We start from the raw sequence: 16,699 nt of genomic DNA on the forward strand, positions 1-16,699 counted from the left end.
GGGCCAGATCAGTGTTCAGACCATTGAATGGTGCTGAGGTCGATGCCGGCCTGCACCATGTCCCACAGCGGGCTCATGGCGCGCAGGCGGTTCACGACCTCGGTGACCTGGGCAATCGTGAAATCGATCTCTTCGGCGGTGGTGAAACGGCCGATGGAAAACCGCACCGAGCTGTGCGCGAGTTCGTCGCTGCGGCCCATGGCACGCAGCACGTAGCTCGGCTCCAGGCTGGCCGATGTGCAGGCCGAGCCCGACGACACGGCCACGCCCTTGATGCCCATCAGCAGGGACTCGCCTTCGACGTAGTTGAAGCTGCAGTTGAGGTACTGCACGGCGCGCTGGCTCTCGTCGCCGTTGAGCACCACGCAGTCCAGCTTCTGGAAGCCGGCCCAGAGGCGGTCGCGCAGGGTCTTGATGCGGGCGTTGTCGGCGGCCATGTTCTCGCGCGCCAGCCAGAAGGCTTCACCCATGCCGACGATCTGGTGCGTGGCCAGCGTGCCCGAGCGCATGCCGCGCTCGTGGCCACCGCCGTGCATCTGCGCATCGATGCGCACGCGTGGTTTGCGCCGCACGTACAAGGCGCCGATGCCCTTGGGGCCGTAGATCTTGTGGGCGGACAGTGAGAGCAGATCAACCGGCAGCACATCCAGATCGATCACCACCTTGCCGGCGGCCTGGGCGGCGTCCACATGGAAGACCACGCCCTTGGCGCGGCAGATGGCGCCGAGCGCGGCGATGTCCTGAATGACGCCGGTCTCGTTGTTGACCATCATCACCGAGGCCAGCACGGTGTCGGGCCGCAGCGCGGCTTCGAACACCGCGATGTCGAGCAGGCCGCTGGGCAGCACCGGCAGCACCGTGACCTCATAGCCTTCGCGCTCCAGCTCGCGCATGCTGTCGAGCACCGCCTTGTGTTCGGTGGCGACCGTGATGAGGTGTTTGCCTTTGGCGCGGTTGAAATGCGCCGCACCCTTGATCGCGAGGTTGTTCGATTCGGTGGCGCCCGAGGTCCAGACGATCTCGCGCGGGTCGACGTTGATCAGCGAGCACACTTGTTCACGCGCCAGCTCCACCGCCTCGTCGGCGGCCCAGCCAAACGCGTGCGAGCGGCTCGCCGGATTGCCATACAGCTCCGTCAGATACGGAATCATCTTGTTCGCCACGCGGCGGTCCACCGGGGTGGTGGCGGCGTAGTCGAGGTAGACGCTGGCGGCGGCACGGGCGGGGGCGGGATCTCGGCTGCTGAGCGACATGGAAGACTCCAGAAAATTGGGTGGACCGCAGCGCTTTCCGCAATTTCGGTGCCATGCCATTTGTTGCCTGTTCGCGACGTTTTTCGGCCCGCTTTGTTGGTTTTGTTCGCGCCATCCGCCGTGTCATCGAACAGCACTGTCCGGTTTGTCGGAAAGCGTGAAGCCAAACGATCAACGGCGCACACCATCAAGTTATTGGTTCATTTCTTGCATGAGAGCGCGTCAGGAGGTGGCTTTTCTGCGTCAGAAATCCCTGCGTTGGTGCTCACCGGCCACGCCAGGGGCGGCGCTGCCCTGTATCAGGTCCTGCCTTGCACCTACCCGGAGCGCACCATGGTGATGAACACACAGATGACCGCAGCGCGGCGCGAACTGAACGTGATCTACGAGATCAGCAAGACGCTCGCGACCTCGCTCGACGTCCACAAAACTTTTCGTGAAGCCCTTAACTATTTGTTGCAGGCAATGGACTGGCGACGTGCCTTTGTCGTGCTGTCCGAACCGGGCTCCGCCGAGTTGCACGGCCTGTGCGCTGTCGGTCTGAGCCTCGAAGAAAGCCAGCGCCTGAAGTTCCTGCCGGGTGAGGGCATCGTGGGCCGGGTCTACGCCACGGGCATGCCGTTTTCTGCGCCCGACCTGCGAGCCGAGCCGCTGTTCCTGAACCGCACCGGGGGCGCCGACCAGAGCCCGGGCGCCTGTGTCGCCATGCTGGCCACGCCGATCCGGGCGGACCGGCGCACGGTGGGCGTGCTGGCGGTCGACTACCTGAATCCGCAGACCCGCAGCCACTTCGGTGACGACCTGCAGTTGCTCAAGATGGTGTCCACGCTGATGGGTCAGGCGCTGCTCTTGCACCGCAGTGTCAGCGCGGCCCACGACAGCATGCAGGACGAGGTGCGCCGCATGTCCAAGGCGCTCAAGAGCGGCAACAAGATCGAACACGTGGTGGGCACCTCGGCGCCCATGCTGGAGGTGTTTGACCAGGTGCACCAGGTGGCGCCGGCGCGCACCACTGTGCTGTTGCGTGGCGAGAGCGGCACCGGCAAGGAAGTGATCGCCAGAGCCATCCACAGCCTGTCGCCGCGCAAGCGTGAAGCGTTTGTCTGCGTCAACTGTGCGGCGCTGACCGAGTCGCTGCTGGAGAGTGAACTCTTCGGCCACGAAAAGGGCTCGTTCACCGGCGCCCAGGGCCAGCGCAAGGGCCGCTTCGAAATGGCGCACGGCGGCACCCTGTTCCTGGACGAGATCGGTGACATCTCGGCCTCGTTCCAGGCCAAGCTGCTGCGCGTGTTGCAGGAGCGCGAGTTCGAGCGTGTCGGGGGGTCGACGGCGGTGAAGGTGGATGTGCGCCTGATCCTCGCCACCAACCGGGATCTGGAACGCATGGTGAAGGCGGGCGAGTTCCGTGCCGACCTGTACTACCGCATCAACGTGGTCAGCATCCAGCTGCCGCCGCTGCGCGAGCGCCGCGAAGACATCCCGGCCATGGCCAAACATTTTCTCGACCGGTTCAACCGCGACAACGCACGCACCACCCAGTTCAGCCCGGCGGCGATGCGGGTGCTGAGCAGTTGTTACTGGCCGGGCAACGTGCGCGAGCTGGAGAACTGCGTGGAACGCACCGCGACCATGGCGCACAGCGATGTGATCACCGACCTGGCCTTCCCTTGCCAGGGCAACCGTTGCCTGACCCAGGTGTTGCACCACATCGACCGCGAAGACGCGGTACGGCCGAGTCGCCTGACGGAGATTCCGATCCAGGAGCGCCCGATGGGTCCCGCCGGGGCCGATGCGGCCTTGCCTGCGCCCAGCGAGGTCTCTCCCGAGCCGGTTGCCGTCGCCGCGCCGACCGCTGTCGCCGATGGCAAGCCCGAAGGCGAAAGCGAGCGCCTGGTCTGGGCGATGGAGCGCAGTGGCTGGGTGCAGGCCAAGGCGGCGCGCCTGCTGAAGATTTCACCGCGCCAGATGGGCTATGCCTTGCAGAAGCATGGCATCGAGGTTCGGAAGTTTTGAAATCGTTGTAGGGGTTGCTGGCGCCACCCGTTGACCTGGGCCACGCGCCGGGCGTCCGCGGCGGGTCGCCTTCGCGCTCGCGCAGATGCTTGTCCTCAGGCCGGAGGGCTTGCGTGAACACCGGGCTGGTGGTCGAGGCTCGGTGGCATGCGCGAATCCTCTTCGGCGCCCCGCCGCAGCCACCCGACACGTCTGCGAACGGGTGGGCGGAACCAACGTTTGACTTCCCTCTTGCACATGGATGCTGATCAAGGTCGGTGGTTGGGAGGGTCGGGCGCAGGCTACATTCGCGGTGGCCACAGAGCCCGCCAACAAGCCCGTTGTTGATGCCGTGATGCCGGCGAACCCCCACAGCCGCCCGCGAGCCTGAGCCGGAGAACGGCCCTCACAAGCGCCGGCCTTGCCCACACCGCCGAGTGGCGCCAGTTCACAGAAAACCAGAGTGTGGCCTTTGTCGCAAGCCAGACGCGATACATCCAAAAAAATGTGGCTCCTGTGGCATCTGCGACAACCGACAAAAGACATCAGTTCCTTGATTTAAAACAAGATTTCCGGTGGCACGGATTTGGCTATAGGTCCCCCATGCGGCCAAGTGTCGGACGCGAAAAGGGTTCCCATGCAAACCAGCGCAGCCAGTGGTTCATTGCCGGCCAAGACCTACATCGGCATCGGCCAGATCAAATCCTTGGGCGCCACGCCCGAACTGCCCGCCACCGGTGGTGGTTGTGGCACCTCCGGTGGTGAGGGCAAAGCCAGTTGTGGCACGTCCGACGGTCCCGACGACATGCCCCAGGAAGTCTGGGACAAGGTCAAGAACCACCCCTGCTATTCCGAAGAAGCCCACCACCACTACGCGCGCATGCACGTCGCCGTGGCGCCGGCCTGCAACATCCAGTGCAACTACTGCAACCGCAAATACGACTGCAGCAACGAGAGCCGCCCCGGCGTGGTCTCGCAGAAGCTCACGCCCGAACAGGCGGTGAAAAAAGTGGTCGCCGTGGCCAGCGAGATTCCGCAGATGACGGTGCTCGGCGTGGCCGGCCCGGGCGATGCGCTGGCCAACCCGGCCAAGACCTTCGAGACCTTCCGCATGCTGCAGGAGCAGGCACCCGACATCAAGCTCTGCCTGTCCACCAACGGCCTGGCGCTGCCCGATCAGGTCGACGAGATCTGCAAATACAACGTCGACCACGTGACCATCACCATCAACATGGTGGACCCGGCCGTGGGCGAGAAGATCTACCCCTGGATCTTCTGGAACCACAAGCGCGTGACCGGCTACGAGGCCGCCAAGATCCTGCACGAGCGCCAGATGCTCGGCCTGGAAATGCTCACCGCGCGCGGCGTGCTCACCAAGATCAACTCGGTGCTGATCCCCGGCATCAACGACGAGCACCTGATCGAAGTGAACCGCGAAGTCAAGAAGCGCGGCGCCTTCCTGCACAACATCATGCCGCTGATCTCCGAAGCCGAACACGGCACGGTGTTCGGCCTGACCGGTCAGCGTGGCCCGACCGCGTCCGAACTGAAGGCCGTGCAGGACGCCTGCATGGGCGGCGCCAACCTGATGCGCCACTGCCGCCAGTGCCGCGCCGATGCGGTGGGCCTGCTGGGCGAAGACCGCTCGGAAGAGTTCACGCTCGACAAGCTGGAGCAGATGGAAGTGGTCTACGACCTGGACAAGCGCAAGAGCTACCAGGACAAGGTCGAGGTCGAGCGCCAGGCCCAACAGGCCGCCAAACACGAAGCCCTGGCCGCGGCCACCGCCATCGGTGTGGACGACGACCTCAAGGTGCTGGTCGCGGTCGCCACCAAGGGCGGCGGCCGGGTCAACGAGCACTTCGGCCACGTCACCGAGTTCCAGGTGTTTGAGGTCTCGGCCGCGCAGGCCCTGTTCGTCGGCCACCGCCGTGTCGACCTGTATTGCCAGGGCGGCCATGGCGACGACGAGCAGCTGCCTTCGGTGGTCAACGCCATCAACGACTGCCACGCCGTGCTGGTGGCCAAGATCGGTGCCTGCCCGCGCGACGAACTGCTGGCCGCCGGTGTCGAGCCGGTGGACCAGTACGTCGGCGAGTTCATCGAAAAGGCCGCGCTCGAGTGGTTCAACGACTACCGCGGCCGCATCGCCAGCGGCGCCATCACGCACCAGCCGCGCGGCGACGCGCAGATCCGCCAGGGCGCTTTCACCGGCGGCCTCGCCGAAGCCGCCTGACACCAACAACCCATCCCCCACGACGTCCCCCAGAAGGAGAGCCACCATGCCCATGAAGATCATCGCTTCCACCTGCACCGCCTGCTCGGCCTGCGAACCCGAGTGCCCGAACGTCGCGATCCGCGAAAAAGGCGGCACCTACGTCATCGACCCCAAGAAGTGCACCGACTGCGAAGGCCACTACGACGAGCCGCAGTGCGTCGCGGTGTGCCCTGTGGACGGCTGCATCGTCAAGATCTGAAGCACCCCCGTTGCTTGCTCGCTGCGCGTAGCCGCATCCCCCCTCAAGGGGGCGCACCTGGCGGCCCGGAAAAGCCGGTTCCGCGGGTGCCCTGGTGGGGGCTTCGCTTCGCTCACCCTGGGGCTTGCAACTCGCTTCGGGCATCGCCCGAAACATTGCTGTCACACCGATTCATTGAGACAACCTGAGACCACCACCATGCTGCCCAACATCGTCCTCAAGCCCGCCGCCGTCAAGTTCATTTCGCGCATCGTGCGCTTCTCCGGCCTGCCGGCGGGTGCGGGTTTCCGTCTGGCGGTCAGCCCGGGCGGCTGCTCGGGCTACAGCTCGGAATTCAGCGCCGAAGCCGCGCCCGGCCCCGGTGAGCAGGTGCTGGAGATCGAAGGTCTGCGCCTGTTCCTTGGCGCCGAGAGCCGATTGATGCTCGAAGGTGTGATCGTCGATTTCGCCGATACGCCGACGCAGTCGGGTCTGACCTTCACCAACCCGAACCAGGCCGCCTGCGGCTGCAGCAGCGCTTCCAGCGAGAGCCCGGCGCCGGTGGTGGGTGTGACCAAGATCGAGATCGGCGCCATCGGGCGCGGTCGCCCGGCCTCGCTGGCCTCCTGAGCGCCGGCCATGAACGCCGCCGTCGTCAACCTGGGGCTGGACGACGCGCTCGACGCGTTCGGCGCCGGTGCGATCGGCGGCGCGGTCAGCCCCGAGGTCGATGCGCTGATCAGGAAGGCGGGCCTGCAGCGAGACCAGGGCGACGAAGCCCTGGCCTTGCTGGAGCAGGCGCGCGCCCTGGCACCCAGCCACCCCGGGCCCTTGATCGCGCTCTACCGCTTTCATTTTTATGGTCATGCGCTGGACAAGGCCCGCGCGGTCGGTGAAGACGCGCTGGCGATTGCGCGCAGCGCGCTCGGCCCCAACTTCGGCGACCAGCCGCCCGACGACGACGCCCTGCGCCACGACCCGGCCGTGCGCTTTTACCTGTTCACGCTCAAGGGCCTGGCCTACCTGAACCTGCGCCTGGGCGACTTCGACGAAGCGCGCCTCATGCTGGCCGCGCTGCGCCAGCTCGACCCGAAAGACCACCTCGGTGGTGCCTTGCTTTCGCACGTGCTGGCGCGTCGAGAAGCGGCCGACACGCCCGACGCGGTGGACCCGCTGAGCGCCTACCCGGTGCGCGGCTGGAGCGGAACTGGGGCCAAGCTATGAGCGACGCGCCGGGCCGTTCCCAAGCAAGCTCGCACCGCAGCCCGCAGGGCGGAGGTCATCCAGTGAACGCGCTGAGCGAGTTCAAGGCCACCCGCGCCCCCGCCGGTGACATCGAAGCCTCGCACTGGCAGGGCGGCCCGGTGGACTGCAGCGCCTGCGAATACGCGGCCCTGCGCGACCGCCCAGGCGAACAAGGCTGTGAACCGGGACATGCCTGCATGCAGGACGTGTACGCGCGCCGCATCGACCGTTTTTTCCGCTGGCACCCGGAGCAGGGCGACCGCCAGCTCGGCCACCCGTACTTCGAGGTGCGCGCCATCGCCGCGCGCCACGCCAACGTGTTCCGCCTGGCCTCGCTGATGGACGACCCCGACGAAACCGTGCGCCTGCAGATCGCGCTGCGCCTGCCGCAGCAGTTGCTCGGCCGCATGGCGCACGACCCGCACCGCGAGGTGCGCATCCGCGTCGCCCAGCGCCTGGAAACCGCCGAACTCGCCGCCATGCGCAACGACAGCGACTACGGCGTGCGCGAATGGGTGGCGCGGCGCCTGCCGCTGGCGCTGCTGCCCACCATGGCGCGCGACCCCGACCGCGCCGTGCGCCTGATCGTGGCGCAGCGCCTGGAGATGCCGGCGCTGCTGATCCTGCTCAGCGACAGGTCGCCCGAGGTGCGTCGCACGGTCGCCGAGCGCCTGCCCGCGCCGCTGTTGCCGCGCCTGATGGCCGACACCGACTGGCGCGTTCGCTGGGAAGTGGCGCAGCGCGCCGACCCGTCCCTGCTCGACCCCTTGCGCGAGGACGACGACCCCCTGGTGCGCCAGTGCGTGCTCGAACGCCAGGACACGCGCCAGGCCCTTTCACTGGTACCGGGAGTGCCCCATGGCTGACATCAACCGCGACGACGCCGAAATCGAACTCGCCTTTCCCCCGCGTTTCCAGTACGGCGAACGCGTGATCGCGCGCTCCGTGGTGCGCAACGACGGCACCTACAACGGCAAGGACATCGGCGAGGTGCTGGTGAACAAGGGTGAGATCGGCTACGTCATCAACATCAACACCTTCCTGCAGCAGTTCTACATCTACGCCGTCGACTTCGTCGAATCCGGCCACCGCGTCGGCATGCGCGCCAAAGAACTCTGCACCCTGGACAACCTGCCCGACGAGGTGCTGGCGCAGCTCGGCGAGAAGGCGGCTTCCATCACCACCCTCGGTCAAGCACAACCTTCTCAGGAGAGCACATGAACGGCATCGAACCCCGCGAACCCGTCTACGCCTGGGGCCAGCGCGTGATCGCGCTGGACGACCTCGTCAACGACGGCAGCTACCCCGAGCGCGAACCCGACGCCTTGCTCGCCGCGCGCGGCACGGTGGGCGAGATCGTCAACATCGGCCACGCGCAGGAACTCAACGAACCGGTCTACCTGGTGCAGTTCCCGGGCTGCGTGGTCGGCTGCATGGAGATCGAGCTCGTGCCCGCTCCCGCCGGCCTCTTGCCCGAGACCGAGGACGGCGCCGCATGAACGCTGTCGCGCCGCGTGACCTGACGCTGCACCGCCTGGAGCGGGCGCTGAAGGAACGCGTGCGCTACCGCTTCGTGCAGCCTCAGGTTTTCATGGATGAGGATGGCTACCGGGTCGAGAGCCCGTGCTGTTCGCGCAACGTGGACCCGAGCGGCGGCACGATCGCCATTGCCTTGCTGAAGCCGCCCGTGGGCGAGCACCCCTGCTGGACGCTGTGCGCGCGCGACCACCAGCAGCAGGCCTGGGTGGAGAAGGAGCGGGCCGACCAGATCGAACCCTTGCTCGACCTCCTGTGTTTGGACAGCGAGCGGCAGTTCTGGCCATGAAGACCATGACACCCCCCGCAGCGCTTCGCGCTACCCCCCAGGGGGCGGCACTGGCCGTCCGGCAAAGCCGGCCCGGCGGTGCCCTGGGTTGGGGGAGAAGCTCGCCATGATCTACCTGGATCACAACGCGACAACGCCGCCCGCGCCCGAGGTGCTGGATGCGATGGGGCCGGTGTTTGTCACCGCCTGGGCCAACGCTTCGTCGCAGCACGGGCCGGGGCAGGACGCCAAGCGCGTGCTCGGTGCGGCACGCGCCACGGCGGCCAAGGCCCTGGGCTGCAAGACCAGCGAACTCATCTTCACCAGCGGCGCCACCGAGGCCAACCACATGGCCCTGACCGGCCTGCTGGCGGCGGCCAAGGCCCAGGGCCGCAACCGCCTGCTGATCGGCGCGGTCGAACACTCGGCCCTGCTGCGCCTGGCGCGTTCACTGGCGGAGCAGGGCGTGCCGGTGGACGTCATGCCCGTGTCGTGCGACGGCCGCATCGACCTCATCGCCGCCGAAGCCCTGATGGGGCCGGACCTGGCCCTGGTCTCGCTGATGGCGGCCAACAACGAAACCGGTGCGCTGATGCCGGTGACGGAAGTCGCCGCGATGGCCCACGCGGCCGGCGCCGCCATGCACGTGGACGCCACGCAGTGGATCGGCAAGCTGCCGTTTTCCTTTGCCGACCACCCGGCCGACGCGGTCTCGCTCTCGGCCCACAAGTTCCACGGCCCCAAGGGCGCGGGCGCCTTGTTGCTGCGCCAGGGCCGGGCCCTCGCGCCGCCGGTGCCGGGCAGCCAGGAGCGCGGACGCCGCGGCGGCACCGAGAACCTGCCGGCCATCGTCGGTCTGGCCGCGGCGCTGGAGCGTCTGGGCGACCTGACGGCACAGGCCGAACAGGTGGCCGGCCTGCGCGACGCACTTGAACGCGGCCTGGCCGAGCTGCCGGGCCTGCACGTGTGGTGCCAGGGCGTGCCACGCCTGCCCGGCACCAGCTACCTGCGATTTGGCATGGTGGACGCCGACGTCGTGCTGCAGCGCCTCTCGCGCCTGAACGTGGCGGCGTCCAGCGGCGCGGCCTGCTCCTCTGGCGGCAGCGAGCCCTCGCACGTGCTGACCGCCATGGGCGTGCCGCGCGACGAGGCCCTGTGCGCCATCCGCTTTTCGCTCGGCGATGAAACCCGCGCCGAAGACATTGCCTTGCTGCTCAACAGCCTGCCCGCCTTGCTCGAACCCTTGCTCAGTGTTGCCGCTGGGTCCTGATTTTTTTTGTGTTTGTCTGACTGGAGCCGATGATGAAAGTGATGATCCGCCGCGATGCCAAAGGTGTGCTGAGCGCCTATGTGCCCAAGAAGGACCTGGAGGAGCCCATCGTCGACATGGTGAATCCCGGCATGTGGGGTGGGCTGGTCACGCTGGCCAACGGCTGGCAGCTCGAACTGCCGGTCATGCCCGAAGGCACGACCCTGCCCATCACGGTCGAAGCGCGCCGCCTGGCCTCTTCGGTCTCCGAGGACTGACCGCCATGTCCATCAGCACCGAACACCTGCGCGCGGCCGGCGAACTCGTGGGCGCCGCCACCACCCTGCGCGACGCGGCCTCGATCTGGCGTTCCCAGCACCCCGAGATGAAGGTGGTGCTGGTCGATGCGATGGACATGCGCGACGAAAAGCCCGCGCTCATGCTGGGCGCCCGCAAGGTCTACCTCGCCACCTCCAACGGCCACTGCTGGAGCGTGACCGAGCTGCCCGAAGAAGCCGACGCACTCATCCTCACCCAAGACTGATCGGGCACCCCATGGAAATCGATGCCATCTCCCTCTACGAGCCCGCGTGCGGCGAGCGCGAGATCCAGCTCGTCACCGCCGTGCTGGAATCGGCCCGCTGGGGCGATGGCCCCATGCTGGAATCGTTCGAACGTGCCTTCGCCGGCTGGGCCGGGCGGCGCCATGCGGTCGCGGTGGGCAGCGGCACCCTGGGCACCTGGATCGCCCTGCGCGCCTACGGCATCGGCCCGGGCGACGAGGTCGTCTGCAGCAGCCATTCGTGGCACCAGGTGGCGCAGGCCATCACGCTCGCGGGCGCCACGCCGGTGTTCGCCGACATCAACTACTGGACCGGCTGCCTGAGCCCGGAGAAAGCCGCGCTCAAGATCGGCCCGCAGACCCGCGCCATCCTGGCCGGCAACACCAACGGCCACCCGGCCGACTGGGACCCGCTGCGTGCGCTCGCGAAAGCGCACGGCATCCCCCTGATCGAAGACAGCACCGAAGCGCTGGGCTCGCGCTACAAGGGCCAGACGGTCGGCAGCTTTGGCGACGTGTCGGTGTTCGACTTCTCGCAGCCCTCGGCGCTGTGCACCGGTGAGGGCGGCATGCTGGTCACCGACGACGACGCGCTGGTGCACGAGCTGCGCTACCTGCGCCAGCGCCGCGTGAGCGACCGGCATTCGGTCTCGGTCGGTTCGCGCGTGCCGCTGCAGGCTGGCATGAGCGAGATGACCGCCGCCCTTGGCCTGGCCCAGCTCGCCAGCCTGGACGACCGGCTGGTGGAGCGCAAGCAGGTGGAGCTCTGGTACCACGAGCAGATGCAGAGCTTCGAGGGCGTGAAGCCGCCCTACCTGGCCGAGAACGTCGACGAGGTGCACTGGATGCTCTACGTCGTGCACCTCGGCAAACGTTTCACCGCGAGTGCCCGCGCCCAGATGGTGGACGACCTGGCGGCCAGCGGCATCGAGACCGCCGCCTACAGCCACCCGCTGCACCAGCAGTTCTATTACATGAACGCGGCGGCGGCCATCGGCCAGCAGCGCGGCCTGCTGCGCGACACCGACCGCATCGGCGACCGCGCCCTGGCCCTGCCGCTGCACACCCAGATGGACGCGGTCCAGGTGCAGTACATCGTGACCACGCTCAAGGACACCGCCACCAATGTGGGTGCCGGTGCCGCCATTTATCTCTAAGGAAACCCCATGACCGACCTGATCCAAGACATCGCCCGCCGCCTCGACGCCGGCAGCGTCATCCCCTACATGGGCCCGGACATGTTGTCGCTGTGTGAACCCGGCAAGGTGCCGGCCACGCCGCTGGACCTGGCGACCTTCATGACGGCCAAGGTCAGCGTGCCGCACAAGGTGCGCAACCGCCTGACGCAGGCGGCCCAGTTCATCGAGAACTTCAAGCACCGCAAGTCGGTGGTGCACCTGATGAACGAGGCCTTTGCCAGCTCGCCCGAGCCGTCGGCCTTGCAGCTGGCCCTGGCGGGCAGCAACGCCGGCCTCTGGGTCGACACCTGGTACGACGACACCATGCTCAACGCGCTGACCCGCGTGCGCGGCGGCAGCGGCTGGAACCAGGTGCAAGGCCTGTCGCAGTCCGAACATTTCGGCCAGTGGACCGGCGCCTACGACGCCCAGGGCCAGGCGCTCGACACCCTGCCGGTGGCGCCCACGCACTACAAGCCCTGGGGCGGCCACAGCCCGGCCAGCAACTACCTCGTGTCCGACAGCGACTACGTCGAGGTGCTGACCGAAATCGACATCCAGACCCCCATCCCCGCCGCGGTGCAGGCCTGGCGCACCGGCCGCAGCTTCCTGTTCCTCGGCTGCCGTTTCGACGACCAGCTCACGCGCTGCTTCGCGCGCCAGATCATGAAGCGCTCCAGCGACCTGCACTGGGCCGTGCTGCCCAACGAGCCCACCCGCATGGAAGCGCGTTTTCTCGAAGAGCAGGGCATCACCCGCATCAACATGCCGCTGGCCGATTTTTCGGCGGCGCTGATCGACGCCATGCAACCCGCGCTCGCCTGACCCTTTCCGGTTCCCTTTTTCCAACCAGCCATGAGGCCACAACCATGACCACGATCACCGTTCTTCCTTCCGGCAAATTCTACGAAGTCGCCGCCGGCACCACCCTCCTCAAAGCCCTGCTCGGCGTGGGTGAGCCGGTCATGAGCAAATGCGGCGGCAACGCCAAGTGCGAGGCCTGCCACGTTTTCGTCACCAGCGGCCGCAAGAGCCTGTCGCGCATCCAGCCGCTGGAAAACGAAAAGCTCGACGGCATGGTCGGCATCGGATCGGCCTCGCGCCTGGCCTGCCAGGCGGTGCTCGGCGAAGACCCGGTGACCATTGAACTGCTCATGACGAGCTGAGCCCCAGGGCGCACCCACCATGGCCGCCTTGCTCCATCTGCCCACCCACCAGGTGGCCGACGTCGTGGTGGTCGGCGCGGGCCTGTGTGGCTTGGCGCTCACCCGCAGCCTGGTCGCACGCGGCCTGAGCGTGACCCTGCTCGAAGCGCGGGATCGCATCGGCGGCCGGGTGCTGACCCGCACCGATGAGCAGACCGGCCAGGCGCTCGACCTGGGTGCTACCTGGTATTGGCCCGAGACCGAACCGCGCATCAGTGCGCTGCTGGGCGAGCTGGGTCTGGCCACGCTGGCCCAGCACGACCCGGGCGACGCGCTCTGGCTCACCGACCCGAACCGCCAACCCGAACGGCGGCAGGAAGAGGGTGGTGTGCACGCCGGCGCACGGCGCATCCAGGGTGGCGCGGCCCGGCTGGCCGATGCGCTCGCCGCCGATCTGCCCGCGGGCTGCCTGCGGCTGGGCAAGCCCGTGCGCGTGTTGCGCGACCGCGGCTCCCACATCGACATCCTGCTGGAAACCGGCGCACCGCTGCGCGCGCGCCAGGTCGTGCTGGCCCTGCCGCCGCGCCTGGTGCACGGCCGCATGCTGCTGGACCCGCCCCCGCCGGCAACGGTGTGGGACGCGATGGACAACACCGCCACCTGGATGGCGACCCATGCCAAGGCCTTGGTCGCTTTTGACCACGCCTTCTGGCGAGAAGCCGGGCAGTCGGGCAACGCTTTCGTTCGCCATGCGCAGGCCGTGCTGGGTGAGGTGTTCGACGCCTGCGACGAAGCCCGGGGCGCTGCGCTGGGCGGCTTCGTGGCGCTGAACCCGGTGCAGCGCGAGCACTTTCAGCGCGGCCTGCCGCTGCTGATCGACAGCCAGCTCGCCCAGCTCTACGGCCAGACCGCGCAGAGTGGCCGGTTGCAACTGCAGGACTGGTCGCTGGAGCCCTGGACCTGCAGCGACACCGACCGCGCCACGCCGCCCGAACCGCCGCTGGCCGACCCGCTGCTGCGCCAGCCGCTGTGGAGCGGTCGGGTGTTCCTGGGTGGCAGTGAAACGGCGGCCCATGGCGCCGGGCACATGGAAGGCGCGCTCGAAGCGGCCGACCGCATCGCCCACGCGCTGCTGCGCCAGAAGGCGCCCACCGCCACCACCCAAGCGCCCGTGGCCCAGGACCGCGAAGCAGCGCTCCAGGCCTTTGCCGAAGGCGTGGCCGCGCGCGCCGCCGCCGCACCCGACCAGTACCGCCGCCACCTCACGCGCCTGCTCTCCAGCCAGCAACACGAGCTGCTCACGCAGCGCGCCCTGCTGGCGACGGTGGACCGCGTCTACAGCGAGAGCCTGGCGCAGATCGACGATTTGTTGCCAGCGCTCGACGCCGCCGACGCTGTGGTGGGGCAAGGACAGCACGCGCTCACGCCGCAGCTGCTGGCACCGTTCGCGGGCTGGAACAAGGGTTTGATGCAGGCCGCACTGGCCTTCAACGCCGGCTCGTGCGCCTTGTCGAACTTCGCACAAGACCAGATGCCCGACGCCGAGACCCAGCGCGCCATCACGCTCGACCTGGCCGCCGCCTGGCGCGAGTTCGCCATCGAACTCAACGCCCGGTTGCTGCAGGCCGAGCCCGCAGCGCTTGGCGCCTGAAAGAGCATGAGCCAACCCATGCTGCACAGCGCCTTGTTGGGCCTGATCCAGGGCGCCTGCGAATCGGTGCTGATCCTGGTCGAACAGCTGCCGCGCGAGGAGCTGATGCGTTCGCGCCTCACGCGCGCCGAGGTGCAGCGCCAGCTCGCCACCCTGGCCGCCAGCGTGGCGCAGATCGAGCCGGACCAGCGCGCCACCATGCCCGAGCTCGACTGGTCGGGTTGGGCGCTGATGCAAGTGCAACTCGCCGGTCCACCCGGCGAGACGCTGGACGAAGCCCTGTGGTTTGCCAGCCAGTCGCTGGTGCCCGCGACGCTGCTGTGGCTGCGGGTGTACCGGCAGAGCCAGCCCGATCTGTTTCGCATGAGTCTGGCTTGAGGATCTGAACCGTACTGTGGTGTGCGGGGGGACCTTGCAGGTGCAACACCTCGCGCCTGCCGCAGCAGAAATGAAGTGGCTCTTCACCGGTAGCGCGCTAACCCCCTTTCTGCCAAGGCGTGTGCGCTCAGGCCGCAGCGCGCCGTGTGAGGCGCCGAGAAGCGCAGTGGCTGTGGCCGCGCGCGCAGCGCGCTTCGTCAACTGACTTGTCGCACTTGTCTGAGCGGAGAGAGCGCAGCGAACGCAGCGAGTTGTGCGACGGGCCACGGTCGCGAGCATCGCAGGGAAGTCGGCGCACAGCGCCGACCGCCTCACCCAAGCGCTGTGGCCTGAGCGCACACGCCTTGGCATCGCGAGGTGCAACGAACGAGATTTGTGTTTACCCAAAAAAAGCACAGAGAAAGAAACAAGCGTTCTCCTCCAAAAGTTGGCCCACGTTTTGCAAACAAGGCTCTCAAGCCACGCAGGCGTGGACGTTGTGTAGCAAAGCACACAACGCTGTCGCAAGACCCGTCCGTTCTGTCGTGATCGATACAGGAGCCCGTCATGTCCCAACCGTTGTACAGCCCGCCACCCAACGCCTGCCCCGCGCGCGGCCAAGCGGTGGCGTGGATGGAGGAACTGCCCTCCGATCTGATCGGGTTGGTGGTGGCGCCGGTGAGCTTTGCCGTCGAGCAGGAACACGAGATCGTGGCCGACCGCAGCCTCGGCCTCGATGCCGAAGGCCAGGCCTGCTTCTGTGCCTTCCGTTATGTGCAGACGGCGCTGCGCTCGGACGACGACGAGATCTTTTACGAGGCCCCTGTCTACGCGGAAACCGTGACCGCCTGGCGCCTGCCCGACAACCGCTGGCTCGCCAGCCACAAGGTGATTGACCGCTTCGGTGCCGGCGCGGTCATTCCCCGGCTTTCGCTCAGCCGGGGCATGCCGCGATGAACTTGGCCAGCCAGCCCCTGATGGGCAAGCTGATGATCGACACCGCCATGGGCAGCTTCCTCGGCGACAAGCGCATCCGCCTGCTCGAAGCCATCGCCCTGCACGGCTCCATCCTGCAGGCCGCCAAGGCCGTGCCCATGGCCTACAAGGCCGCGTGGGATGCGGTGGACGACATGAACAACGTGGCGCCCGAGCCGCTGGTGCTGCGCGCCACCGGCGGGCGCCACGGCGGCGGCAGCGAGCTCACCGCCTTTGGCCGCCGCCTGATCGCCTTCTACCGCGCGCTGGAGCAGGAATCGCAGGCCGCGCTCGCGCGCCTGAGCGGCCAGCTGGCGCAGCACGGTGAACCCGACATCGCCGAATTCCGACAGGTCCTCCGGAGGCTCACCATGAAAACCAGTGCCCGCAACCAGTTCGCCGGCCCCATCGGCTCCATCCGCTCTGGCGTGGTCGAGAGCGAGGTCGTCCTGAAGCTGGGGCCATCGCTGGAGCTGACGGCCATTGTCACCAACGAGTCGGTGCAGAACCTCGGTCTGGCCGAAGGCCGCGATGTGCTGGCCTTCGTCAAGGCCTCGTCCATCGTGTTGATGGTGGAAGAGGAGGGCGCGCGCATCTCGGCCCGCAACCGTTTCCGTGGCCTGGTGCAGAAGATCCACCACGGCCCCGTCAACGCCGAGGTGACGCTCGCCCTGCCCGGTGGTCACCACGTGCTCACCGCCGTGGTCACCGACCAGAGCGTGGAGCGCCTGGGCCTGGCGGTGGGCCAGCCGGTGACGGCGATCTTCAAGGCATCCAGCGTCTTCCTCGTCTCCACAGATTGAGCGCCCTCTTTCCAAGAACCAAGAACCAA

At 67.6% G+C, this 16,699-nt stretch carries 20 protein-coding genes; 19 read left to right on the forward strand and 1 reads right to left on the reverse strand.

All coding sequences use genetic code 11. From position 1 onward, the window contains the following. Window positions 1–8: 8 nt before the first annotated feature. The gene (locus tag ACN5W5_RS00200) at window positions 9–1,253 is read right to left on the reverse strand and encodes an IscS subfamily cysteine desulfurase (RefSeq protein ID WP_420046610.1); all 1,245 of its coding nucleotides are present in this window, start codon (window positions 1,251–1,253) and stop codon (window positions 9–11) included. Between the two features lie 336 nt (window positions 1,254–1,589). Here ACN5W5_RS00200 and nifA point away from each other — a divergent pair, with 336 nt between their 5' ends. The 19 genes from nifA to ACN5W5_RS00295 all read left to right on the forward strand — a co-directional run bounded on the left by nifA (window position 1,590) and on the right by ACN5W5_RS00295 (window position 16,670). Continuing rightward, on the forward strand, window positions 1,590–3,266 hold the full coding sequence (nifA, locus tag ACN5W5_RS00205) for a nif-specific transcriptional activator NifA (RefSeq protein ID WP_420047413.1): 1,677 nt from the start codon (window positions 1,590–1,592) through the stop codon (window positions 3,264–3,266). Between the two features lie 616 nt (window positions 3,267–3,882). Beyond that, window positions 3,883–5,481, forward strand: a complete 1,599-nt coding sequence (nifB, locus tag ACN5W5_RS00210) for a nitrogenase cofactor biosynthesis protein NifB (protein ID WP_420046611.1) — start codon at window positions 3,883–3,885, stop codon at window positions 5,479–5,481. A gap of 46 nt (window positions 5,482–5,527) precedes the next feature. After that, entirely contained in the window at window positions 5,528–5,722 is a 195-nt protein-coding gene (locus ACN5W5_RS00215; RefSeq protein ID WP_177138544.1) for a 4Fe-4S binding protein, read from the forward strand. Window positions 5,723–5,920: 198 nt separating this feature from the next. Next, a complete protein-coding gene (locus ACN5W5_RS00220) occupies window positions 5,921–6,331 on the forward strand; it encodes a HesB/IscA family protein (protein ID WP_420046612.1) in 411 nt (136 codons plus the stop codon). Window positions 6,332–6,340: 9 nt separating this feature from the next. Next, window positions 6,341–6,925, forward strand: coding sequence for a hypothetical protein (locus tag ACN5W5_RS00225; RefSeq protein ID WP_420046613.1), 585 nt, complete (start codon window positions 6,341–6,343; stop codon window positions 6,923–6,925). Next, window positions 6,922–7,812, forward strand: coding sequence for a 4Fe4S-binding leucine-rich repeat protein (locus ACN5W5_RS00230; RefSeq protein WP_420046614.1), 891 nt, complete (start codon window positions 6,922–6,924; stop codon window positions 7,810–7,812). The genes ACN5W5_RS00225 and ACN5W5_RS00230 overlap by 4 nt, the downstream gene beginning before the upstream one ends. Next, a complete protein-coding gene (locus ACN5W5_RS00235) occupies window positions 7,805–8,167 on the forward strand; it encodes a nitrogen fixation protein NifZ (protein ID WP_420046615.1) in 363 nt (120 codons plus the stop codon). The genes ACN5W5_RS00230 and ACN5W5_RS00235 overlap by 8 nt, the downstream gene beginning before the upstream one ends. Continuing rightward, the gene (locus ACN5W5_RS00240) at window positions 8,164–8,445 is read left to right on the forward strand and encodes a nitrogen fixation protein NifZ (RefSeq protein ID WP_420046616.1); all 282 of its coding nucleotides are present in this window, start codon (window positions 8,164–8,166) and stop codon (window positions 8,443–8,445) included. Before ACN5W5_RS00235 ends, ACN5W5_RS00240 begins: the two co-directional genes overlap by 4 nt. Then, a complete protein-coding gene (locus ACN5W5_RS00245) occupies window positions 8,442–8,771 on the forward strand; it encodes a hypothetical protein (protein ID WP_420046617.1) in 330 nt (109 codons plus the stop codon). Before ACN5W5_RS00240 ends, ACN5W5_RS00245 begins: the two co-directional genes overlap by 4 nt. 106 nt (window positions 8,772–8,877) lie before the next feature. Next, window positions 8,878–10,020, forward strand: a complete 1,143-nt coding sequence (locus ACN5W5_RS00250; RefSeq protein ID WP_420046618.1) for a cysteine desulfurase family protein — start codon at window positions 8,878–8,880, stop codon at window positions 10,018–10,020. Window positions 10,021–10,052: 32 nt separating this feature from the next. Continuing rightward, on the forward strand, window positions 10,053–10,277 hold the full coding sequence (gene nifT / locus ACN5W5_RS00255) for a putative nitrogen fixation protein NifT (RefSeq protein ID WP_291096782.1): 225 nt from the start codon (window positions 10,053–10,055) through the stop codon (window positions 10,275–10,277). A gap of 5 nt (window positions 10,278–10,282) precedes the next feature. After that, the gene (locus ACN5W5_RS00260; protein ID WP_420046619.1) at window positions 10,283–10,543 is read left to right on the forward strand and encodes a hypothetical protein; all 261 of its coding nucleotides are present in this window, start codon (window positions 10,283–10,285) and stop codon (window positions 10,541–10,543) included. Between the two features lie 11 nt (window positions 10,544–10,554). Next, window positions 10,555–11,718: a DegT/DnrJ/EryC1/StrS family aminotransferase gene (locus tag ACN5W5_RS00265; RefSeq protein WP_420046620.1), complete on the forward strand. Its 1,164-nt coding sequence runs from the start codon at window positions 10,555–10,557 to the stop codon at window positions 11,716–11,718. Between the two features lie 9 nt (window positions 11,719–11,727). Further along, window positions 11,728–12,564, forward strand: a complete 837-nt coding sequence (locus ACN5W5_RS00270) for an SIR2 family protein (protein ID WP_420046621.1) — start codon at window positions 11,728–11,730, stop codon at window positions 12,562–12,564. Between the two features lie 44 nt (window positions 12,565–12,608). Next, entirely contained in the window at window positions 12,609–12,905 is a 297-nt protein-coding gene (locus tag ACN5W5_RS00275; protein WP_420046622.1) for a 2Fe-2S iron-sulfur cluster-binding protein, read from the forward strand. 19 nt (window positions 12,906–12,924) lie between these two features. Next, entirely contained in the window at window positions 12,925–14,535 is a 1,611-nt protein-coding gene (locus ACN5W5_RS00280) for a flavin monoamine oxidase family protein (RefSeq protein ID WP_420046623.1), read from the forward strand. A gap of 6 nt (window positions 14,536–14,541) precedes the next feature. Next, the gene (locus ACN5W5_RS00285; RefSeq protein WP_420046624.1) at window positions 14,542–14,913 is read left to right on the forward strand and encodes a hypothetical protein; all 372 of its coding nucleotides are present in this window, start codon (window positions 14,542–14,544) and stop codon (window positions 14,911–14,913) included. Window positions 14,914–15,459: 546 nt separating this feature from the next. Next, window positions 15,460–15,849 carry a hypothetical protein gene (locus ACN5W5_RS00290; RefSeq protein ID WP_420046625.1) on the forward strand — a complete coding sequence of 130 codons (390 nt, stop codon included), beginning with the start codon at window positions 15,460–15,462 and terminating at the stop codon, window positions 15,847–15,849. Further along, complete coding sequence (locus ACN5W5_RS00295; RefSeq protein ID WP_420046626.1) at window positions 15,846–16,670, forward strand: TOBE domain-containing protein; 825 nt, start codon at window positions 15,846–15,848, stop codon at window positions 16,668–16,670. Before ACN5W5_RS00290 ends, ACN5W5_RS00295 begins: the two co-directional genes overlap by 4 nt. Window positions 16,671–16,699 lie beyond the last annotated feature (29 nt).

This window comes from Hydrogenophaga sp. ZJX-1, from assembly GCF_048590325.1.
Lineage (GTDB): Bacteria > Pseudomonadota > Gammaproteobacteria > Burkholderiales > Burkholderiaceae_C > Hydrogenophaga.